20 protein-coding genes are annotated in these 21,773 nt (G+C 59.5%); 10 read left to right on the top strand and 10 right to left on the bottom strand.

The window, feature by feature from the left end:
- The 4 genes from VB618_RS10970 to VB618_RS10985 all read left to right on the top strand — a co-directional run bounded on the left by VB618_RS10970 (nucleotide 1) and on the right by VB618_RS10985 (nucleotide 5,145).
- Nucleotides 1–1,050 (top strand): sensor histidine kinase, encoded by a 1,050-nt coding sequence (locus VB618_RS10970; protein ID WP_329796681.1) that lies wholly within the window; start codon nucleotides 1–3, stop codon nucleotides 1,048–1,050.
- Between the two features lie 28 nt (nucleotides 1,051–1,078).
- A complete protein-coding gene (locus VB618_RS10975) occupies nucleotides 1,079–3,202 on the top strand; it encodes a sensor histidine kinase (protein ID WP_329796682.1) in 2,124 nt (707 codons plus the stop codon).
- 81 nt (nucleotides 3,203–3,283) lie between these two features.
- Nucleotides 3,284–4,624, top strand: a complete 1,341-nt coding sequence (locus VB618_RS10980) for an amidase (RefSeq protein ID WP_329796683.1) — start codon at nucleotides 3,284–3,286, stop codon at nucleotides 4,622–4,624.
- Between the two features lie 131 nt (nucleotides 4,625–4,755).
- Entirely contained in the window at nucleotides 4,756–5,145 is a 390-nt protein-coding gene (locus VB618_RS10985) for a YbaN family protein (protein ID WP_442931750.1), read from the top strand.
- Nucleotides 5,146–5,440: 295 nt separating this feature from the next.
- Here VB618_RS10985 and VB618_RS10990 read toward each other — a convergent pair whose 3' ends face one another.
- On the bottom strand, nucleotides 5,441–5,707 hold the full coding sequence (locus tag VB618_RS10990) for a hypothetical protein (protein WP_329796684.1): 267 nt from the start codon (nucleotides 5,705–5,707) through the stop codon (nucleotides 5,441–5,443).
- A 223-nt stretch (nucleotides 5,708–5,930) separates the two neighbouring features.
- Here VB618_RS10990 and VB618_RS10995 point away from each other — a divergent pair, with 223 nt between their 5' ends.
- Complete coding sequence (locus VB618_RS10995; protein WP_329796685.1) at nucleotides 5,931–6,503, top strand: PRC-barrel domain-containing protein; 573 nt, start codon at nucleotides 5,931–5,933, stop codon at nucleotides 6,501–6,503.
- A 33-nt stretch (nucleotides 6,504–6,536) separates the two neighbouring features.
- Entirely contained in the window at nucleotides 6,537–6,734 is a 198-nt protein-coding gene (locus tag VB618_RS11000) for a hypothetical protein (RefSeq protein WP_329796686.1), read from the top strand.
- Between the two features lie 200 nt (nucleotides 6,735–6,934).
- Here VB618_RS11000 and VB618_RS11005 read toward each other — a convergent pair whose 3' ends face one another.
- Nucleotides 6,935–7,648 carry a hypothetical protein gene (locus VB618_RS11005; RefSeq protein WP_329796687.1) on the bottom strand — a complete coding sequence of 238 codons (714 nt, stop codon included), beginning with the start codon at nucleotides 7,646–7,648 and terminating at the stop codon, nucleotides 6,935–6,937.
- Between the two features lie 368 nt (nucleotides 7,649–8,016).
- Between VB618_RS11005 and VB618_RS11010 the strand changes: the two genes are divergently transcribed.
- Nucleotides 8,017–8,322, top strand: a complete 306-nt coding sequence (locus VB618_RS11010; protein WP_329796688.1) for a hypothetical protein — start codon at nucleotides 8,017–8,019, stop codon at nucleotides 8,320–8,322.
- 12 nt (nucleotides 8,323–8,334) lie between these two features.
- Here the strand turns inward: VB618_RS11010 and VB618_RS11015 are convergent, their stop codons facing one another.
- On the bottom strand, nucleotides 8,335–9,765 hold the full coding sequence (locus tag VB618_RS11015; RefSeq protein WP_329796690.1) for a phospholipase D-like domain-containing protein: 1,431 nt from the start codon (nucleotides 9,763–9,765) through the stop codon (nucleotides 8,335–8,337).
- Nucleotides 9,766–9,956: 191 nt separating this feature from the next.
- Between VB618_RS11015 and VB618_RS11020 the strand changes: the two genes are divergently transcribed.
- Nucleotides 9,957–10,079 (top strand): hypothetical protein, encoded by a 123-nt coding sequence (locus VB618_RS11020; RefSeq protein WP_329796691.1) that lies wholly within the window; start codon nucleotides 9,957–9,959, stop codon nucleotides 10,077–10,079.
- Between the two features lie 97 nt (nucleotides 10,080–10,176).
- Here the strand turns inward: VB618_RS11020 and VB618_RS11025 are convergent, their stop codons facing one another.
- The 7 genes from VB618_RS11025 to VB618_RS11055 all read right to left on the bottom strand — a co-directional run bounded on the left by VB618_RS11025 (nucleotide 10,177) and on the right by VB618_RS11055 (nucleotide 18,356).
- A complete protein-coding gene (locus VB618_RS11025; RefSeq protein WP_329796692.1) occupies nucleotides 10,177–10,500 on the bottom strand; it encodes a hypothetical protein in 324 nt (107 codons plus the stop codon).
- A gap of 610 nt (nucleotides 10,501–11,110) precedes the next feature.
- A complete protein-coding gene (gene prfH / locus VB618_RS11030; RefSeq protein WP_329796693.1) occupies nucleotides 11,111–11,737 on the bottom strand; it encodes a peptide chain release factor H in 627 nt (208 codons plus the stop codon).
- On the bottom strand, nucleotides 11,734–12,888 hold the full coding sequence (locus VB618_RS11035; RefSeq protein WP_329796694.1) for an RNA ligase RtcB family protein: 1,155 nt from the start codon (nucleotides 12,886–12,888) through the stop codon (nucleotides 11,734–11,736). Before VB618_RS11035 ends, prfH begins: the two co-directional genes overlap by 4 nt.
- A 365-nt stretch (nucleotides 12,889–13,253) precedes the next feature.
- A complete protein-coding gene (locus tag VB618_RS11040) occupies nucleotides 13,254–14,528 on the bottom strand; it encodes a hypothetical protein (protein WP_329796695.1) in 1,275 nt (424 codons plus the stop codon).
- Between the two features lie 240 nt (nucleotides 14,529–14,768).
- Nucleotides 14,769–16,295: a hypothetical protein gene (locus VB618_RS11045; protein WP_329796696.1), complete on the bottom strand. Its 1,527-nt coding sequence runs from the start codon at nucleotides 16,293–16,295 to the stop codon at nucleotides 14,769–14,771.
- Nucleotides 16,296–16,772: 477 nt separating this feature from the next.
- Nucleotides 16,773–17,606: a hypothetical protein gene (locus VB618_RS11050; protein ID WP_329796697.1), complete on the bottom strand. Its 834-nt coding sequence runs from the start codon at nucleotides 17,604–17,606 to the stop codon at nucleotides 16,773–16,775.
- Nucleotides 17,607–17,813: 207 nt separating this feature from the next.
- Complete coding sequence (locus VB618_RS11055) at nucleotides 17,814–18,356, bottom strand: hypothetical protein (protein WP_329796698.1); 543 nt, start codon at nucleotides 18,354–18,356, stop codon at nucleotides 17,814–17,816.
- Nucleotides 18,357–18,454: 98 nt separating this feature from the next.
- On the opposite strand from VB618_RS11055, the gene VB618_RS11060 reads away from it, so the two are divergent.
- Together VB618_RS11060 and VB618_RS11065 are read left to right on the top strand one after the other, a co-directional pair.
- Nucleotides 18,455–19,642, top strand: a complete 1,188-nt coding sequence (locus VB618_RS11060; RefSeq protein WP_329796699.1) for a hypothetical protein — start codon at nucleotides 18,455–18,457, stop codon at nucleotides 19,640–19,642.
- Between the two features lie 253 nt (nucleotides 19,643–19,895).
- Complete coding sequence (locus tag VB618_RS11065) at nucleotides 19,896–21,773, top strand: hypothetical protein (protein WP_329796700.1); 1,878 nt, start codon at nucleotides 19,896–19,898, stop codon at nucleotides 21,771–21,773.

The following is a 21,773-nucleotide window of genomic DNA, read 5'->3' on the forward strand; positions in this document are numbered from 1 at the left end:
ATGAGCGTGCAGGCCCGTACTCAGTCCAGCCCAATGCTGCGCGTCCTCCTCCTGGAGGACAGCGCGCTCGATGCTGAGCTGGTGATGGAGGCTCTGGCCTCCGCCAACCTGACTGTTTCGGTGGAGCGCGTCGACACGGCGGCCGATTTCACGCGGGCGGTACAGGATGGGCGCTGGGACATCATTCTGGCCGATTACCGGCTTCCGGCCTTCGACGGATTGAGCGCGCTGGAAATCGTGCAGGCGCGGGCTCCCGGCACGCCTTTCGTGTTCGTGTCCGGAGCGCTCGGCGAGGAGGTGGCGGTCGAGGCGCTCAAGCGCGGCGCCACCGACTACGTGCTCAAGCACAGCCTCGACCGGCTTCCGGGCACGGTTCTGCGCGCCCTTTCCGAGGCCCGCGAACGGGCCGACAAGCGCCATGCGCAGGAGGCTCTTCAGGGGCTCCTCGATCGGCAGACGGCGCTTCTGCACGAACTCGATCACCGGGTGAAGAACAATCTCCAGCTTCTCCTGTCCCTGATCGGGATCGAGATCCGCCAGGCCGAGGACGATCAGGTGCGGCAGGTTCTCAGTCGCATGAGGGAGCGTCTGCAGGCGCTCGGCGCGGCGCATCGGGATCTCTACGACGGCAAGGGCGCGGCGCGCTTCGATGCGTCCAGCTTCGCCAAGGGGCTCTGCCAGGAGCTCACCGCCGCCTTGCCCGACGTGAGGATCGTACCGGAATTCGAGGTCGAGAACGTGGAGGTCGAGGCCGCCAAGGCGGCGCCCCTCGCGCTCCTGTTCAATGAGATCGTCGTCAATGCTCTCAGCCACGCCTACCGGGAACGCCATGGCAAGCTGAAGCTCACCTTACGCATTCGGGGCGGGGTTCTGCTGTTCCAGCTCTCCGACGACGCTTTCAGTCCCGACGAAAAGCAGGCGGCGCAGAACAGCGCGTCGGGAACCGTTCTCAAAGCTCTCTCGCGCCAGCTCGATGCCCAGGTGGAATGGCCGCCGGGCGAGCCGCCAACCCTCGTGCGCGTCACCATGCCGGCGCAGGACGTGGGTTAGCACCATGACGCGAGATCCCATGGACGGAATGAACACTGCGCAAACGGCCACGGGTCTTCCCGGAAGAGCCAGAACATCCCTGCGGCAGGTTTTGTGGGTGCTGGTGCTCGCCATCTCGCTGCCGATCATCCTCGTGGCGACAGGCGGCTTCTACTCAGGCTACAGGGCCGAGCAGCAGGCGATCGACCAGCGCATGCAGGAGACCGCCAGGGCCTTAAGCCTGCTGCTGGATCGGGAAATCGATAAATCTGTTTTGGCGCTGCGGGTTCTGTCCCAATCGCCAACCCTGGCCCATGGCGACTTCGAGGGCTTCTACAACCGGGTGAAGGATCTTGGTCTCGCGGATCCTTCCTGGATCGCTCTTTTCGAGCCGAGCGGGCGCGCCATCCTCAACACCCGCGTGCCTTACGGCGTTCACCTGCCGACCAGCAACCGCGCGGCTGTTCTTCGGCAGGTTCAGGAGACGCGCAGGCCGTACGTATCGGACCTCTATGTCGGGTCCCTGACGGGGCAGCGCCTCATCACCATCGATGTTCCCGTCGTCCTGAACGAGCAGGTGGGCTACATCCTGTCGCTCGCCATCACTCCCGAGGCATTTCAGAACATCATCCGCGACCAGAGGATCGTCGACGGCTGGAACGCGGCCGTGCTCGACCGCAGCAAGCGGATCGTGGCCCGATCGCGCGCGCCGGAACGGTTCGTCGGCCAGCCGGCCAGTGCCAACGTCCAGGAGGCCCTTGCTGCGTCCTCCGAGGGAGTCCTGCAGAGCGTCACCCTCGATGGCATCGCGGTTCGCACTTATTTCAGCCAATCGCCGGCCTATGGCTGGTCCTTCGTCATCAGCATCCCGACTTCGGAGCTGGCGCAGTCGATCGAGCGCTCGCTCTTCTGGCTCCTGATTCTGACCGGAGTCGTCCTCGTCGGTCTCCTCCTGGCAGCTCTTCTGTCGCGCGCGATTGCGAGACCCGTCGACCAGCTCGTTGCGGCAGCTCAGGCGCTCGGCCGCCGGGAGGACGTGTCCGGACCGGAGACCACGCAGGTTCTGGAATTCGACACGATCAAGACGGCGCTGGCAGAAGCGTCGGCGGATATTCGCCGGCATGAGCGGGACCGGGAGGATGTTCTGGCCCAGATGGCGGAGAGCGAGGCCCGCCTGCGCCTGGCACTCAATGCAGGGCATTTCGGCTCCTGGGAGTTCACGCCGGAGACAGGCACCTTCATCACCTCCGCAACCTGCCGGGCCAATTTCGGCCGCAGCCGCGACGAGCCGTTCTCTTATGCGGATCTGGTCTCGTCCATTCACCCCGACGACCGTGCCATGCAGGCCGAAGCCTTGGCGCAGGCGATTGCCAACAACACTGATCTCCATGTGGAGTATCGCGCGATCTGGCCCGATGGCAGCGAGCATTGGATCCGTATCAGCGGCCGGACGCGAAGTGGAAATAACGGTCAGCTCTCCATGGTCGGCGTCTCGCAGGAGATCACGGAGCGCAAGCTTGCCGACGAACGGCAGGCGCTTCTGCTGCACGAGTTGAATCATCGCGTGAAGAACACGCTGGCGACCGTGCAATCGGTGGCGTCGCTCACCCGCCGTTCGGCCGAGAACACCGATGCTGCGTCCTGGAACGCTTTCATGGATCGCCTGCACGGGCTCGCCAAGACCCACGATCTTCTGACGACCACTCAGTGGCAGGGCGCACTTCTGGAGGATGTGCTGAAGAACGAGCTCGATCCCTACCAGGATGTCATGCGTCAGCGCATCCGCCTGAAGGGGCCGAGGATCAATCTCCAGCCGAGTGCCGCGCTGGCCTTAGGGTTGGCCATCCACGAGATGGCGACGAACGCGGTCAAATACGGCAGCCTGTCGGTGCCGGAGGGAAGGGTTCACGTGATGTGGGCTGTCACGACCGGCAGCGCTCCGCCGTCCCTCCTCGTCGAGTGGGTCGAAAGCGGCGGTCCTCCGGTGAAGAAGCCAGAGCGCCAGGGTTTTGGTACCAAGCTCATCCAGCGCGGTCTGGCGCAGCAGCTCGGGGGCGAGATCAAGCTCGATTTCGCCCCGGCGGGCATTCGCTGCGTGATCACCTTCCCGATTGCCACCATGGTCACCGACCCGGACGATGCCGACGAGACCCGGCAGCGCTATGCGTCCTGAGGCGGTAGCACCGTCCTGCTTGACAGAAGGCCGTGGCTCCGGTGCTAAGCTGAACATCTCTGCTGTTCATCCGGTGCTTTTATGACGACCATTCGCGATAAGCTTGAAACCATCCTGGAGCGTCTGGACGCGCGGGCCGCCGACGAGCGGGTGTTCGTTCGCCTCTATCATGAGGCCGCCCGTGCGGCTGTCGACGCTGCCGATGCACGCCAGCATGCGGGCGTTTCCTTAGGCCCGCTCGATGGGGCGATCGTCTCCATCAAGGATCTGTTCGACGTAGCGGGCGAGACCACGCTCGCGGGCTCCATCGCCCTAAGAGACAGGCCGCCGGCAACGAAGGATGCAATCATCGTCCGCCGCCTTCGCCAGGCGGGCGCCGTCATCCTGGGCAAAACCAACATGGTCGAGTTCGCCTATTCGGGGCTCGGCCTCAACCCGCATTACGGCACGCCGGGCAATGCGGCCGATCCCCTGCGCATTCCGGGCGGCTCGTCCTCGGGCGCCGGTGTCACCGTCGCCGAAGGCACGAGCGAGATTTCCATCGGCAGCGACACGGGTGGTTCGGTGCGCATCCCCGCGGCGCTCAACGGCGTCGTTGGATTCAAGCCGACCGCCCATCGGGTGCCGCTCGACGGGGCGTTTCCCCTATCGCCGTCGCTGGACTCGGTCGGGCCGCTCGCGCGCTCCGTTCAGGACTGCGCCTCCACCGATGCCGTCATGGCCGGCGAAGACCCGTGGATCGTCAATCCTCATCCTCTGGCAGGATTGCGGATCGGCATTCCACGCGGGCGCCTGTTCTCGGACACGGAGCCCCTGGTGGAGCAGGCTTTTGAGGCGGCTCTGAGCCGCCTGTCGCAGGCTGGCGCGAAGATCGACGACCACAACATCGACGATCTGCTCACCGCCATGGCGGAGACCACCGCCGCGGCCTCGATCGCTTCCATCGAGGCCTCCGAGGTTCATGCGGACTGGCTGGAAACCAAGGCTGCGGAGATCGATCCGCGCGTAAGATGGTCGATTGCGCGCAGCAGCACCGTTCCTGCGCCGATCTATATCCGCATGATCTATCAGCGCCGGGCGCTTGTCGCCGCCATGGACGAGCGGCTGTCCCCAGTCGACGTGCTGGCGCTGCCGACAACGGCCATCTCGGCGCCCCTGATCGCGCCGCTGGAGGCCGACGACAGGCTCTACAACAAAACGGACTGGCACATCCTGCGCAACCCGATGTTCTGCAACCAGTTCGACCTCACGGCGATCTCGCTGCCCGTGGCCGGCTGCGAGCGCCCGGTGGGCTTCATGCTGGTGGCGCGCCACGGGCAGGATCGCCGGCTGCTGGAGATCGCAGCCGGGGTGGAGCGCAGCATTGGCCGGCTGACACAAGGGGCGCAGTTTCAGGAACAGATGGCGCGGGCGGAACTCTGACAGGCAGATGAGCCTGCTGACGTCCTGCCTGTCCGAGGCGAGAAAGATCGCGTACATCGAAGGCCGCTGGCACCGATGCCGCCAACAGGCGTTATGATCCTTCCTGCCAGCCTTGGAGAACCCTGAGTCGCATGATGCGCCAACTCTATCTCTGCCTGGGCTATGCAAGCCTCGCCCTTGGCGTGATCGGGATCTTTCTGCCGGTTTTGCCGACGACACCGTTCGTTCTTCTGGCTGTCTGGTTCTTTGCCCGGTCGAACCCGGCTCTGGCCGAGCGGCTCTACAACCATCCCCGTTTCGGCCATCTGCTGACCACGTGGCGCGATCAGAAGGCCATTCCGCGACGCGCCAAGATTTATGCCCTGAGCATGCTTGCGGCGTCATACGGTCTCATTCTGTGGCTGACGGAAAACGATACCCTGCTTTTCGTCCTCGCGATCATCATGGGGAGCGTTGCTCTCTACATCGCCACGCGCCCGGCGCCGCGTGAGAGGTTGGAGGACCGGATCCCGGAAGCCTGAGACGAGCGGGATCGAGGAATTTTCGCTTCTAGGTCATCGAGAAAGATGCTGACGACCCGGCACTTCTCGCATTTGGCCAAGGTTGCGCCATGTTGCGGTCACGGTTCCGGTTAGGCTGCTGGCCTCTTAACGAGGAGGAATGTCATGCGCAGTCTCAGTCTGTCGATTTTCCTGCTTGCCTCGGCCGCCATGATCGCGCCGCTTCTGATCGCCATGGCTTATGGCGCCAGCATCGTGACCTCGGCCCTGATGTTTCCCTGAAGTCTCGCCACGCTCTTATCGCCGAGCAGTTTGTTCAGCTCCGCGGATTCGCGATCTCCGCCGTCAGCTTCGGCAGTTCCTTGGTCATCCAATCGACCATCTGATCGCTCGTCTTCAGATGAGCCGGCATGGGGATGAAGGGACCGTGCGATTCATAGATCGCCGTGGGATCCTTAGGCCCCAGAATCGGATCGAGATCGTCCTCGATCTCCGGCGTGATGCTTCTGCTGCCGAACCAAGTCAGGAGCAGGAGGAGCATTCCGACAGCGCCCGCAAGGACGACCAGCAAGGATATCGCCAAGTCTGCCACCTGTTCCTTCCCTGCGATGAGAGGACCACATTGCCCGGCTTCGAGCTTACCATCGAACGATCTTTCTTCCAACGGTGCAAGCCGCAGCCTTGCGACATGATGTTGCCTGTTTGATGGCGGACTATTGAGATCTACAATCGTCGCATGAGCGGGCATGAGGCTCGCTCATGCGTAAGGGGGCGATGCGATCGATCCGGTTGCAGGGGAGGCGCTCATGCGAACCTATTACGTGTTTCGATCCGAGGCGGAGCCAGATCTGCGCGGCTTCACCGAGAACGCCACGGGCGAGGCCCTGCCGGCCGATCTGGGGCCTTGGGGGCTGACCCAGCAGATTGGCCCTGATGATGAGTGGAACCTCGGCATCAGCCGCGCCATCGTGGCGGCGGGAATCCTGGAGAACGGCTTCTATCTATGGGGCCCTGTCAGCCGTGCAAGCTCATCCCATCCGGTGATCGAAAGCGACCGGGTCGAAGGCACCGCCGTCTACGATCCGCACGCGCGGCAGATCGGCACGATCAAGCGTCTCCTGATCGAGAAAGTGAGCGGCCGCGTCCTCTATGTCGACGTGACCTTCGGGGGCTTCTTCGGTCTGGGCGTCCATCACCACACGGTTCCCTGGGACAAGCTCTCCTACGACAAGGAACTCGAAGGCTACCGCACCGATGTGACCGAAGCCCAGGTTCAGGGAGCGCCGGCCTTCTACGGCGACGATACGGTCTGGCCCGACCGCAGGCGCGAGCAGGAAATGCGCGACTACTGGCATGACGTCCCGCGAGGGCCGATCTGACATCGCGGCTCCGTTACATCCTGGAGGATCCCCATGATCACGCATGTGTTCAAAGTCGGCCAGGTCGTCAGGCCCCATCCATCGTGCCGCGCTCTTCCGCACGATATCTTCAGAATCCTGCGCCTGCTTCCGGCGACAGCCGGCGGCGTGCCGCTCTACTGCATCAAGAGCGAGGCGGAGATGATCGAACGCGTCGTCGAGCAAAATCAGATCGAGGCTGCGCCGCGTTGATGGGGTGCGACAGGATGCCGGGAAACCTGCAACGGCCGGGAACCTGCCTTAAGGCTTGGCCGTTGTCTCCCTGAATACCTTCGTTCCCTCTGGCAACTCGACGGCCTGACGGTCTATCCGCTCAGGCCTTTTCTTTGCGATGTCGGCTCGTCTCAGCTCTCCACGGGCGCGGATTGCAGATCCTGCATCAGCATGACTCTCTAGGCGGCCGTAGCCTGGTGGGTGATCGCCGGTGTCATCATGCGCCCGCGATTGATCAGAGTGGCAGCGCAGGTCGCAAGCGAGAGGGCAGCGCGATCCGAGCGCCGGGTCTGCAGGCAGATCACATAAAGCCGCATCACTTCGACTGTGACATAGTGAAAGGCTACATTGGACCCTTGGGCAAGTTTCATGCGCCGGGAGGCCGTATCGAGCTTGTCGAGGTAGAGTGCCTGCTCGGTCTGCTCCTCCGCCAGGAAGCCGCTCAAGCCTCCGAAGGTATCCTCGAAGTGCCCCCACAGGAGCGCCAAGTTCTTGGCGGCCTTGTCCTGATGGTCGGGCGCGAGCACCTTGAATTCCCCCAGGAGTTGCCAGATCGGGTCCTGTTCAAGGGCCTCGTCCTCTGCGGTCTTCACCAGTGGAACGAAGGGAAGCAATGTCCGTGCATTCGAAATCAGGATGGGACGCAGCCTGTCCCATTCGGCAAAGACTTTTGGAAGCACGATCAACGCGGTGGCCAGAGCCGTTTGATCGAGTGTCTTGCCGATGCAGCGAAGCACCGGGCGCGCCGCCTCGCCGTATTGCTCCAGGATTTTCCAGCGCAGATGGCACAGCCTGTAGACCTGTTCGAGTCTTTCGATGAGTTCATTGCGCGATTGATCGTCGGCAGACCAAGGAAAGGCAAAGTCGTTTCGGGACTGAGGTGAAGAGCTCATGAGGCTGACGATTCGATCCGCAAATCACTTCGGTGTAGCTCAGCTCATACAGGGCCAATCGCGGCAACTTTGAGGCTCCGGCACCAGAATAGAGCCATTGAGGCGAGCCAAGTGAACTTGCTTCACCGCGATAGGAATCTGAGCGCGTTTTAAATAGAAATTCCTCTATCGGGATCCGGATGCTGCTCCGACAGGAGCGCCTCGGAAAGGGACGCGCGGCATCATCCGCTCCGTCCCGATCTTGAACGGCGACGGTTCGTGCTTACGTTTCAGACAGACCCCTGATCCGGGCCCCTCTGACGCAGGAAGCGGTGGCTCTTGCGTGATGTCGGATCGTTCCCGATCCGGCCACCGGCACAGAGATGACCATGTTTCAAGAACTTCTAGCCTCCCTCGTCAGCCTGCTGATCGTCGATCCGATCCAGGCGGAGATGAGCGAGCGCCTTGCGCAGGCCGGGGCGCCTCAGGGGGTCATTGCGGATGTGAGAACCTGCGCCGAGGCCTCGCTGCCGGGGCTGGCCGATCGCGCCGTGGCCGAGCCCCTATGGGTTGTTTCGACAGCCCTGAATGTCTGGACCGGCCAGACCACTCCCGAAAGCATCCTCGGCAACACCCCTCAATGCGAGGCCGCTCTCAAGTCGGCACGTGTGTATCTGGAGAGCCGCGGGGCGTGATGATGCTCATCATCACCTGAGGATGGGCAGGTGAGGCCGGGACAGGGCGTGCCAGAGGGAACGCGGGCGCTCCGGATCAAGGAGTTCGTGATCTGTCAGTGCCTTCTCGGCATCGTTGATGTCTGGCGGATCGAACGGCCGAAGAGAGCGCCCAAGTCCCGAGAGCGCCTCGATCGCTGCGATCAGCGAACGCCGCTCGGCGATGGTGGCGGAGACCTGCTCCGGCGACACACCGAGATGCTCGGCCAGCAACCTGGCCCGAAAGCTCCGGATCACGTCGGCTACGGGCGTGTCGTCATCCGTCTCGAATGCGAGGTCGCACTCGGTGTCGTAGCCCATCGAGCGGTTGTTCAGGTTTGATGACCCCACCCGCAGCAGCCGGTCGTCCATGATCATGATCTTGGCGTGCACATAGATCGGCTGCTCGCCTGCCGTGACGGGCGTATAAACCCGCAGGCGCCCGAAGCGGTCGCTGCGCCGGAGCATGGCCAGGAGACGGGCCCGCGCCGAGCCCATGGCCTCCTCCTCAAGCCAGCCTTCAGCCGATTCAGGGTTGACGATCACGAACTCGGGTCCGTCCGGCTCACCCAGGCGTCGGGCAATGGCCTCCGCGACGGCCCGCGAGGCGAAATATTGACTCTCGAAGTAAACGCTCCGGCGAGCGGCTGCGATCGCGGCGAGGTAGAGCGCTTCGATCTCGCGCACCTCGGTCTGAGCGTCGTAGGCCGGGATGGTCCGGGCGATCGCGACCGCCACGTCGGCCATGTCGACGGGCAATCCGTCGGGCCAGGGATCCGAGCCGGCAGGCGGCGGCGCCAGGGCCTCTCCCGAGGCTCGCTTCCAGCGCTCACGGGCGTGGTCGCCAAGAGCCTTGGCCGCCGCTCCGCTGACCGCCGTGGTGGCGTCATGCCAAGGCCCGTAGGCACGCCGCGTGAAAGGGCGGCGACGGCGGGGATCGTCGTCCCGGTGCTCCGACGTATCCCAGCGATCGCCTGTCATGTCGATGCCGCCGCAGAAGGCGACAGCGTCGTCGATCACGACGATCTTGTGGTGGTGCGCCGCGCCGGGCGGATGGGCGCCATCGAGCTTGAAGGTGATGCGCTCATGCCAAGCCCATTGGGCCAGCCGGAAGAGGGTTGTGCCCCGCCCCAGGGCCTTCACCATGCCGAGGTCCCACTTCAGGATGTTGACGTGAAGATCCGGCTTGGTTTCGACAAGCCACGTCAGGAACGCCCCCAGCCGCCGGGGATATTCATCTGTCTGGTCTGTGGGGTCGAGATCGATGCGCGTATCGAAATCCCATCCGATCATGAGGATGGAATGCTGCGCCTTGAGCATGGCCGACTGAGCAGCCCGGAAGTAGTCGGCTGCATCGACGATGAGGGCAACGCGGTCGGCCTGCTCGATACGCCAGCATGTATGACCGGGCCGCAAAACTTGCACTGCTGCTCTCTCCATCGCCTTGCATGTTTGGTCCCTCAGGGCGAGCGTGGTCTTATCAAGGGTGCCTTGGCTTTAACCGGGTGCAGTCACCCGAGGTTCCGACGGGAAGCCGTGATCATGGATGTGAGAACCGCGCCGAGGCCTCGCTGCCCAGGCTTGCCGATCGTACCATAGCCGAACTCCTCTGAGTGGTGACCACAGCCTTGAACGTCTCGACCGGCCAGACCACCCCTGAAAGCGATCTCGGCAACACCCCTCAATGTGAGGCGGCCCTCAAGTCGGCACGCATCTATCTGGAGAGCTGCGGGGCGTGAGCGGACATGCGGCAAGTCGGTCCCGCGGGAGCGCGGGACCGATGCTAAGATGAGAGGCGAAGCCCAACCACTTTATCTCAGGTGAGCAGGCTACTCGTCAGTGCGCTGTCGCCGCATTCTCTTCGCCAGGTAAGGCAGAACTGGCGACTGTTGACTGGACTGGATCCGTCTTATGAGCCAATGGACGGGCCACTAGTGTCGGCTCGAAGGCCTGCATGAACGAATGCGGACGGTTGCGCAGATCCATCAGCGAACGCAATTCAGTCGCTGGCAGATCCATAGGCTTCGCATCCCTCCAGCGCCTGCGGAACTTGGGCTTTTGTGAAAAGAGCCCCCATTTGCTCTCTAATTCTTCTTCAACTTGCAAAATGATCCGTCCGGAAAAAGATTTCCGGAGATTAAAACGCCCCGTCAGAGCCATTGTTATGTCCTTTGATCTGGATCTTTGACCCAGAAGAACTCATAGCAACATAGTATCGCCAAAGCCTTAAGACACAAGGTAAACGCCGCAAATTCTGGCAAAGCGGCAGGCACCCTTACCCGATACTCCGGACGACCCCGCGCAACCGGAGCCCGGCCGGACGCTACTTGAGATGGGTGGAGCGCTCGTTGCATTCGCTGTGACACCGTTGTGCCGACTGCTAGGTGCGGTTGATAAGAGCTTTCTTCCGCCGACGTTTTTACTCGATTGTTAAAACTGCGAGTTGGAAAGCCGCCTAAATTCTCAAGAAAGGCTTGGTGGTGGGCGTAGTCCGATACGACTCAGTCTCCCCATCCATTTGCCTGTTCCGCCGGAAAATACAGGGAATGCAGCCGGTTTTCTGGGCAGTAAGGCAGCACCTGGTTCTAAAAACCTAAGACAGACCGGTACTTGACGATGGTTTCCCTGGATCTGAAAACAGGGAAAAGTTCGTGAGCAACAGGGAAACGGCGCATCAGCATCAGGCATTTCCACCACTTGCTCCATATGAATCTCTGCTGCGCTACTGCTCCGGTCGGGAGGCCGGATACCAGATCCGGCCTCCTAGATTTCACCGCTTAGTTCTCAGCCACCTGACGAGCTCGCCGCCCTCGTAGGTCCGGACCGGATTGCCCCGTTCCACCGAGATGCGGACCAGCCATTGCTGGAACTGCGCCGCATTACGGTCCCGCTCATGCACGGCGGCGATGAGCGCCCGCAGGCGCTCGACAGCGAGAACCTTGTTGCGGTGCTGAGAGCGCTCATCGCGTGCGACGACCGAGATCCCCGTAGGGCGATGAGTGGCACGAACAGCGCTTTCCGTCCGATTCTGATGCTGCCCGCCCGGGCCTCCAGCCCGCAGGGCCTCATAGGCGATTTCCGCTTCCTTGATCTCCGGCAGTTGAGGAGGCTGAGGCAGACGGCTGACCGAGACGAACCAGTTCTTCCGCTTGTGCCGCGGTCTCAGGCTACTCCGGGCCACCCACAGCACCGACCCTTCCCAGGAGCGGGCGAAAGCGTCAGCGGCTTCACCGTCGATGGAAACGAAGGTGGAGGCGCGTCCGTGCTCCATCTCCATGCCGAAGGCGAGGCCGTGTTCGGCTGCCTCCTCCCGCATCAGCTCGACGATATGCGCCATGGCTTCGCGGCACTCGGCGGGCCCGCGGCCCGCTGTCACGCAGAGAAGCACCGTGCTCATGAGTGCCTCCGTTCACTGGAACGGGAGGCATCCCGCGCTGTCTTGAAGGTGATGAGCGGGCGCATGATCGCAACCGTACGGCAGAGCCCGTGCGCCTCAAGATCTGCCACGACGCGGCGGATGTCCTTATAAGCCTCAGGCGCTTCCTCCACGAGGAGCTTGCGATCCATGCAGATGACGCGCCCGCCGAAGGCATTGCGCGTCAGCTTGTCGAGATCGCCGGCCTGCGTTCTCACGCGCTTTTCCATAGAGGCGCGGTCGTGCTTGCGGCCGGCTCCATGGGCGAGCGAGAACAAGGCACCCTCCGCCTGCGCGGCGAGCGGTTCGACCAGGTAGGTCACCGCTCCCCGCGAACCCGGGATGGGCAGGAGAGGGCAGTTGGACGAAGCCGCGCCCTTGCGGTGAAGGATGCTGTCTCCCTTACGCTCCGCGAAGTTATGGGGCGCATCGACGATCTCAGTGCCCTCTGTGCGTAGGGCCTCCATGGCCCTCTCGGCGATGACGCGCCGGTTGAGGGCCGCAAAGCGAAGAGCGATATCGTGCTCGTTCAGATAGGCGAGACCTCCTTCATTCAGAGCGATGCCATGAGCATGGCCGGGATGATGGCGCGAGAGCGTGTACGCTCCAAGCCCGCGCGAACCGGAATGGACCAGGATGTAGAGACCACCCTTAGTGATCCTCGCTCTCATGGCGGCGTCTTCATTGAGGATCTCGGCCACGGCCTGAACCTCGCAGAAGTGATTGCCGCCGCCGATGGTGCCGAGGCTTGGCGCGAAGAGACCCGCGTCGATCCCATGCTCATCGAGCAGGCTATTGCTATCTCCGTCCCATGGCCCTTCTAGAGCCAGCATGCGGTCTGCTGCCTTGTCGAGCTTGAGGCGATGCTCCTTCAGGTCGAGAGACCAGAACTGCATGCCGCAGCCGATATCCGTTCCGACCACGTCGGGATGAACGATACCTCGGCTGAGAGCGGCGCAGCCCACCGGACCGTTCATACCCGGATGGAGGTCCGGCATGCCGGAGACCGCCTCGATGCCCTTGCGGTCGGCGAGCTGTTCCAGCTGGCGAATTGCCGCTCCTTCGATCCAGGATTGCGGCGAAGTGAAAAGGCGGACGCGCCGATTGGCGCCCGCAGAAATGGGATTGCCCATGTGAGTTATCTTCGAAAGGGACGCTGCGCCCAAAGCGTGTGTTCGCTCAGGCGTGCGTCAAAGCTTCCAGTGCCATGAGAGGCAGGTGATGGTCAGCTTCTGGCCCTGACCGGGCAGCATGTCATCGTCATGGCTGTGCCCTTTCGAATTTTCAGGCCATTGAAAGGCCTATAAGTGCGAATATAGGATCGGGAGCAAATATCGGCTAGTGAATTTCTGCAACAGTGCAGCATGATCGCAAGTTCCATTCCCCTCATGAGAAACAGGGAGCTGACAGATCGGCATCAGGCATCTGGCGGATCACATAGCGACGGGGTTCAAGGCCTCCGAACACAATAAGATCGTTGGCACGAGCTTATTAAACTCTAAGAGAATTTTGAACGGTGTCTCTCGTCCGGCGCTACCCACATTTCAATAAAATCCAGCGGATCTACACTCTCCATCATCGCCCTGGCGAGCGTCAGACGCTCCTCTAGGCGGTGCCGACGCTCGCCGTTCGTACTCTTCAGACGTTCTTCCGCATCCGTGAAGAAGCGCTCGACGGTCATGGCTCTTCCCCATCTCTCGATAATTTCCGCAAGCTGTTGACGGCTATCGGTGAGAGCCTGAGCCGTCTTGCGGGCATCCTCCTGCCTTTCATAGCGCTCCCACTGTTCTTCCCACTCTTTTTTCCTCTTCGCCTCCGCAGCATCCTCGGCGTCCATGAGGCGTCGCAGATTGTTCTTGGAGGCCCTCAACGTCTCGACAATTCTTGGGATCAGCGTGCCAAGCAATTGCTGTTCCGTTTCCTGCCAGCTGACAGACCAATCGACGCCTTTTTTGGGTGAGTAGGCAACGACCCGAAAGCGCCCGCAGGGCATATCCTGCTCTGTTGTCCAAGAGTTCGTCAGCTGCCACGATTTGGCTGAACGTATGAGGGCGCTGTCCTCCCGATGGTAATCACCATCGAGGTACCGCATCGTCACTCGCTCGGTCATCTCCGTGAGAGCGAGGCCAATTGGTACCGTGCCGATATAAAAGACAGTCGGTCGGTCCGGAGCCCAGATGCGTCCTGAGCCGTAGCGGCCGTATCTGCGATCCTTTTGCTCCACCTCTTGTTCCCTAACATGGATGCGATGCAGATTTTCGGCAGCCTGAGCGATGTGAACTCGATATCCTTGTTCGTCGAGCGCCAAGTATAGGTCGTTAGCGATTGAGAGTGCGCGCAGCAACGCTTTTTCTGATGAAATCAGATCCGGCAGGATTCTCTTGTAGGGTCTGAGGAATTCGCCATTTTCAGCGTCTCGTGTTTTTCGAAAATGCTCTTCGACACCAAAAAGCAGCGGGTGGCGTGCCGGACGATGGGGTTTCGCGACGGGCCTTGTCTTGCGCGCGGATCCTTCTTCCGACGTTCGCTTTTTTCGCGGCTTAGCGACTGACGGTATGAGATCGATGGTTTCATCAGACGCCTCCGGCAACGTAGGCAGCTCTGCCGGAAGTCCGAGGGACTTGCGAGTCCAGTACCCCGACCCGGGATAAGGAACCTGATAGCGTTTGCAGATAGCTGCCAGCGCCGTGCCGGAAATTCCGAGCTCCGGTGCGACTTTGCTGAGAGGTTTGTCGCAAACCCGTTTATAAAGCTCAAGGCGTGTCATCTGCATAGCGAAAGGTCTCAACTCAATCATGACCTATATCGCACTGCCGGACCGCGCGGGATTCGAAACTTCGATATCGATACGATTCAGCTGCCAACGGCATCCGGTAATCCAGCTCCACGATAGCGGTACAAACATCTCCAATGGACAGTTCGTAAGATATTGATCTTACAGCTTTATGGAGCGGATCGACACAATCCTCTTAGAAACTGTAGCGCTTTCGTGAATCTGCTTGCATCTAAGCAATCAAGCCTCCAAGTGCTTGCTCCACAAATCGGCGAAGTGAATTTCGTGATCAAACAGCTCTACTGACATGGGCTCAGGTTCTGGCTCAACATGATCCTCCATTTCAAGCCTCAGCCGAGCGTGCAACTTTTGAAAAACATTGTCAGTTGGTCCGACCTCGTAGCGCGCCCTTGCAAATTGCGGCCAATTGGCGAGAGCCAGCATTTGATGCTTAGTCTCAAAACCATATCCCTTGAACCTCGCACCCGACCTTCCGACTCCAAAAAGGTAAACCTTGGTGATGTTAGGTGCATCTACGTCTCGAAGGCGAAGGGATTGCTTTAGCCCAAGATCGGACAAGCGAGTAAGCCATTCCTCGACGATAGATGCCCAATCGTCCATCCCTTGGACGAAGTTCTTAGCCTTGCTACGAAGCTGCCGCACATCATTTGTGTAAAAGTCCTGCCACTTGATCTGCAACAGCGCCAGTTCGCCAGACGTGCGGTCCAGTATTGCGCCATCAACATCTGTTGCAATCGCTCCTTCTTTACGGACCTTGATGTTTCCATTTACTCGCAGATACCGATCGCCCTGGAACAATCCGTAGATGTCAGCGCGCATCCAGTCTTCGCGTGGTTCTGAAATCCGATTCCGAATTGTTGGGTCACGCCATTCTTGGATTGTACGAACCGTATGAAACGGATTGCGCATGACACTCGCTACCGGCCTTAGGTCCATTCCATTACCCAAGTCGATCAGCAGTGGACGCAACGGCGTTGTATGTTTTGCCAACAACTCGGTGTCGCCTGTCTTCACTGACAGAGCATCCAGTGCCTGCGACGCAAGGCGCTCAGGAAGCCCTGAGTAATCGACAAGAGACTGGATCAGTTCAGAGCGGGGTTTCCAGATCGTCAAACTCTGGACCGGCGAGACCTCTGGCAACTGCTCACATGCGTGTAACGTAAAGGTCACATGCTTCATGTGAAAACTGGCAACGAAGGCAGCAACACCTGAAAGAACCTCGCCAGTTAACTCATTGAAGCGCAAGTCAGGGTGAATTCCGGCGTCACTCTGGGCAATACGGACGAAATGAGCCGCCTCAGCCAAGAAGTGGGCATCAACCTCTGGCAATGCCTTGTACGATGCCATTATGCCCGCACCAGAATCCCAAGGGTAAATCAGAGGCTGCATCAGGGACGGGAGATCGGACCTCTTCCAATGCTCCAGCGGGTTGAAGGACTTGCCGCCCCATATGCTCTTTTCCAAAGCCTCAAGGCGTTGAAACTCGAGCCTGTCCAAGAACTGCGTTGCGATAGCTTTGTCGGTCGTTTGCAGCCGATATCCGCCTCCGCTTCTCTCAACACGGAGAATGCCACAACGCACCATCTCAGCAGCCCGACGCAATAGTACACAGCAGCCAAGCCAGTAAAGCAATTCTGTTGCATACTCTTGAGTGACTTGAGTACTTCTCTTAAGCGGAAAGGCATCTGGAATGTGGAGAGATGTGGAGAGATGTGAAAAGAAGCGATGCTGCCAGATTCCACCCACTCTGGATCAAATCGAACGTAGGCTGAAACAGCCGCTTGTCCTCTGGCGCGACCTCTTGGTAGACACTACAGTAGTCGATTACGCGCGTCGCTTCGACGAATATGGAAAACCTATTGCTCTGATCTTCAGGAATACGTTCTGCCAAATCAGACAATGCTCGTTCGGCTATCGCCTCAAGTTCTGCGGCGATTGTAGTACGCTCATCACTGTTCAATTGCATGGAATGCACACAGCCGCACGGCACTTAGAGAAGGCATATTGGGAGCTTAATCAAACCGGTTCATGGGAGTTTGGCGTTCAGCCATCGCTTGTTTACTCAGAGAACATGCGACTGTAGGCAGGTTTGAAACTAGGATCCGCACGCTCTGCAAGGATCTCCATCACTTCAAAAACTCTGCTTATGTAGTCTTCATCCTTGTTGTAGTCTGCGATGGTGGACCTAACCCGCAAGTACATTTCCTCACTTGCGTACTTCCCCTAAGAGGTGAGAAGGATATCCAAGCCTCTTTTGACGCTCTCCTCATCACTGAGCGCATCCTTCGCCGACACCTGCAAAATTCCCGTTGTTCGATTTTGCTTCCACCAAGCCAGTCGTTCCAGGGCCCGGATTGCAGGGGGCCGACAGTAGTCCTCGTAGACAAGGACAGAGTACGCCACGAGCTTGAGCAGATCGTCGGTCACTTTGCTATTGATGAGATCGCCGAATTCGCGGCGAGCTGTCATGTAGTGTTTTGTCACAAAGCTATTTCGTCTACGTGCTCCAGGTCCACCTGAAAGCGGTATCTTGTTTGAAACGGCGTACAGAAAGGCGAGAATTGCAAGCCACAACTCGTTCCCGGCGGTCTCCAGATTTGGGATAAGAGAGCGATTAGGTACGATCAGATAGTGGTATGCCAGCGCAGCAGCGCTTATGCCGACGAGAGCATGGACTAGATATCTCGGCCAACTTATCAAGTTGTAGCGATTGAACAGGAAGATCACTCCGACGCGTACAAGATAGTAGTACGGAGCCACCATCACTATTCCGAGCCGCAGGACAGGTAGCCCCAGTGCAACGAAGATAGCGGAAAGGATAATGATAAAAACAGCCGGTGAGAGCGCGCGAATGAAAAAATTCAAAGCTACACTCTCATTCGGCTCCTCAAACAAGGTTGTACTGATATAGCCGAAATCGATGGCGTGCCTTCCGATCCAGTTGACCAGGAAGAACAGAGCGACAGCTAAGGCGATGTGCATGCCGAATAGCGGCCAGCTGAATTCAAACATTTTTTCCCCTTGTAACACGCGGCGCTCCAACAACCGGCAGGCCACGATTGATCTTTGGCATACTGACGTGAGAGGGCAACTCAGACATTCTTCGGCAGGCGAACGAACGGCTTAACTTATTGACCGGCCGCATTCGGTTATGGCTGCAAGTAAAGTCTCTGTCCGCAAAGGGCGCCAAGCGGACCTGGTAAGTCTGCCCTGCTCAGGTCTACTCCTTGCAAAAGCCAGCGTCATCTAAACGTCCTCTTTAGGTTAAGCTGCCGCTGGTTCCTCTGCATCAGCTAGCGCTCCCGCTTGGAACGCCGAAAACGAAACTGTCTTAGTCACGAGCCCGCGAAAATTCGTGTTCTTATGGACAGATGTAACACCAATTACGAGTTCCATCTCGGGGCCTATGAACATCGATGCAATAGGATCAGGCACGGAAACGAATGTCGATGAGTGCTTACTCCCCGTGGGACGTCTCGGAAGGTGGGCAAGAGTGATCGGTTTGGACGCGATCAGCCTTCGTGCGCCGCCCTCTTGAAGGGTGACCAAGTCGAAGAAAACCTTGGGCTCCAATGTATCGCCGTAGGCCTTGTTGTCGATACGGACATAGCGGCTACCGGCCTGTACCAGGAATACAATTTCGACATTCGGCCCACCGGCCATTCGGACAAGCCCACTGGCCAGCACGCCTCCCAGAAAAGTGGCGATTGCTGTAAGTATCGTCAGCGAGGTGCTACCGGTTGCGAGGCTTGCGATACCTGCAACGATGACAGCGGCTCCGGCGAGAGGCAGGAAAAATCGGCGCATGATCGGTCTTTCTGGATACCCTGTTGACAGGAATCCGAGGATATTACTTAAGGTTGTGGCGCCAAGCTTCTGAAGCAACGTAGTTGTGGAAAATCGATATGCCGCACCGCCTCAAACGCTCCGAGCTGTACGACCTCGTCTGGTCGGAGCCGATGCGGACGCTTGCAGCCCGTTTCGGTGTGTCCGACGTGGCGTTAGGGAAAGCTTGCCGGAAAGCCGACATTCCGTTGCCCGGACTGGGCTATTGGGCCAAGCGGCAGGCGGGCAAGCAAACGACTCAAATTGCGTTGCCGCCGCGCGGGATCGGCATGTCGGACGAGGTGTTCGTGGGCGGCAACCGCTATTCCTGGAATCCCGGGCCGACCGATCGGGAAATCCTCGGACCAGTTCCCCCGCCGCCCGCCTTCGAAGAAGCCGTTGACGACCTGCGTAAGCGTATTCAGCCCTTGGTCGGAACGGTCAGGGTCTCGAAGACCCATACGCATCCGCTCATTGCCAATCTGCTCGCGGAGGATGAGCGTCGGCGAGAGAGGCAGCGGGCCTCGTCCTATTCCTTTCCGTGGGATGCTCCCCTGTTCGAGACGCCTCTCCAGCGCCGTCGGCTGCGCATCCTCAACAGCCTCTTCCTGGCGCTCGCCCGGGCCGGGGCGAAGCCGTCGCTGAGAGGCAAGGAGACATTGGAGTTGGGGGTGCTCGTCGGCGAGCAGCATGTCGGCTTCACCCTCGAGGGACCGGCGGTTCGGCCGCAACCCCATCGCGGCAGGGCGCATCCCAAACTCAAGGAGAGCGAACTCCGGCTCGAGATCAAGTCGACTCGATACGACGAGGGCACGCGAGCCGCTTGGCAGGATTCGGATGCTGATACGGTGGAGAGCCACCTCACGGCGATCGTCGTCGAACTGCTTGTCGCCGGCGAGCTCCAGTACCGGGAGGCCTGTGAGTGGAGCTATAAGTGGCGCCTTGAGAGGAGAACCCAGCTGCAGGAAGAGGAGCGCAAGCGCAATGAGGAAGCCGAACGTAAGGAGCGCGAGCGGCTGGTCCAGCTCGAAAAGGCCCGCATCGATCGCCTGCTGGGCGAGGCCGCGGCTCTCAAGCAGGCCAATGATATCCGTACCTACGTCAGCGCCGTGGAAAAAGCGAATGCGTCTTCACCCGACCCTCTTTCTGCTGCCAAACTCGGGACATGGGCGAAGTGGGCCAGAGATCAGGCTGACCGGCTCGATCCCATCGCGACGGGACGGTTTCGAAAGGGAGTTGAGGATGGTGAGCCTAAGGTGGCGCCTTAACTACGGTGAAGCCGCCTCTCTCGTCTGCATCTCTCGTCAGAACACGTAGCGCATGTACCGATCTCTCCCTCCATCCAGCCTTGATGATTTTCTCAACCTCTCAGAGAAGCCTTGTGCTCGCATCAGCGTAGACCCCTCACATTCAGAAACAGATCCTAAAGCTTTAGAAACTTGCCGGGAGAGGGTGCGACAAGCATTGTCTTGTCCGGAAGGTGGATGGCCGATAGAAGCAATATTCCGGTTGCGGAAGATCGTGGAAACCGCAATCCACCTGGAACGGGCATCGATAGCACAGTGGCTTCTTCTCTGGGAGGTTTTTGAAGCCATAAGCGGCATGGATCGCTGCCGACCGATCTCCGACGTGGTGGCATGGAAGGAAGCATTGGATGCTGCAGCGACTTCCTTGAACCACTCGACCTTCCGACATTCGCTTCGAGCTAATACTCGCGAAGCAGCGGTAGCCGATGCTCTTCGAACTCTCAGTCGGAAGGGATATACCATCAGGGTCGATGGCCAAGGCGGCCGCTTGACCAGCCGAGGATACGAACAGGTTTGCGCTCGCATTGAGAAGAAAATTAAAAACGTGGGTGGCGCATATGCAGCCAACGCCCTTCTCAGCCTGATGCAGCAAGTCGGAAGGGTGCATGACGGTTCGTTACTTCACGCACGGACGCCGACCATGCTCGACGAACGATCAAAGTCCGGAACGCCGTGGCATTATATTTATACCCTTGCATTGAAGCATTTTGACGCTCCTCCGACAAAGGTCAATCCTCAATCGGTGCTGCAAGCGATGGAAGACTTGACTCGGTCTATGGCTGCGGCTCTCGATGTAGAGCCGCATAGCTCGTTCGAGAACATGAGCATTTCCGGAGCATCGGTTTCCGGTGTTCTTTACGACAGCGTCATCTACGACGAACTCTTTGCATTTCCGCAATGGCAGCCAGCTGCGGCAGAATCGCTTCTGCCGATGTGGTTGAGCGCTCTGCATGAAGAGGGTTGCAAGTTCCCGTTCGTTCCGGAGACGACCTGGAGTACTCTTGCAGATCGTCTTTTGACTCGTTCGCGTCCGAGTATGCTGGTTTCGATCAAGCCGTTAGACCTTACATCAACAGCATTATCTCCGGCTGAAGCGAGCAGGCTTCTGGAATTGATCGGCGCTTCAGCTGAGCAGTTGAACAGCGGGTATCGTACACCATCGGACAATGCCAAAAGGACGAGCACGCTCTACCCGGCTATCCGGACGAAACCGAACGAGTACGCCTTGCAACCTACCGGCATTGCTGCACGGGCTTTCTGCGAACGCCTTTATTCCCTGATGCGGGATGAGGCTGACGACGATCTTGAAAACAGAATGGGACGCGCTCTCGAGCGTCTTACCGCAAAGACACTAGAGAAGTTCGGCGCTTCTCCAACGATCGTGAACGGAATCTATGATGGCGAGAAACGCTCCGAGCATTTTGAGGTCGATATCGCCGTCGAAACTCCAGATCGAATCTTTCTCATAGAGTGTACGAAGAAGCCGCTCACGACGGCTGCCCGGGGCGGCAGTACGCTTCATGTCCTGAACGACCTTGAAGGAAGCTTCCTTAAACTCCTTCAGCAAGTTGCTCGCCATGAGGCGGTTCTCAGAACCAAAGGCGAGATCGTCTTCCGTGACGGGCAAGTCCTCAGGTTGAACGGACGCCCCGTTGAAAAGATCTGCGTAAGCCTTTTCGATCACGGATCCTTGCAGGATCGCAGCTTTACGATAAGTTTGATCGAGAGACTGGCGGGAACGCAACTGAGCGCCGATCACCCCAATGCCGCCTCTTCCATCATCCGAATGAACAAGAGACTGAAGCGCCTCAACGCGAGCCTAAACAGCATAATCGACGCAAGCTCGGACGCTCCGGACCGGGCCCTCTTCAGGTTCGCCATGTCGACATGGTGGCTTAGTATCGACCAGCTTTATTACCTCTGTCATAAGGGCGACGGGCTTTGGAACGGTTTGGAGCGCGTGAGACACCTGACGTCGCGAAGTGGCGATCTCATCTATGAAGTAAGGCGGGTATCTAATCTCAATCAGGTTGGCCAAGCTCTGTTCGAGGTCACTCGCAGCATGGATAGCCGTGCGATGTTGGAGCATTAA

It is taken from the genome of Microvirga sp. CF3062, assembly GCF_036314045.1.
Taxonomy (GTDB): Bacteria; Pseudomonadota; Alphaproteobacteria; order Rhizobiales; family Beijerinckiaceae; genus Microvirga.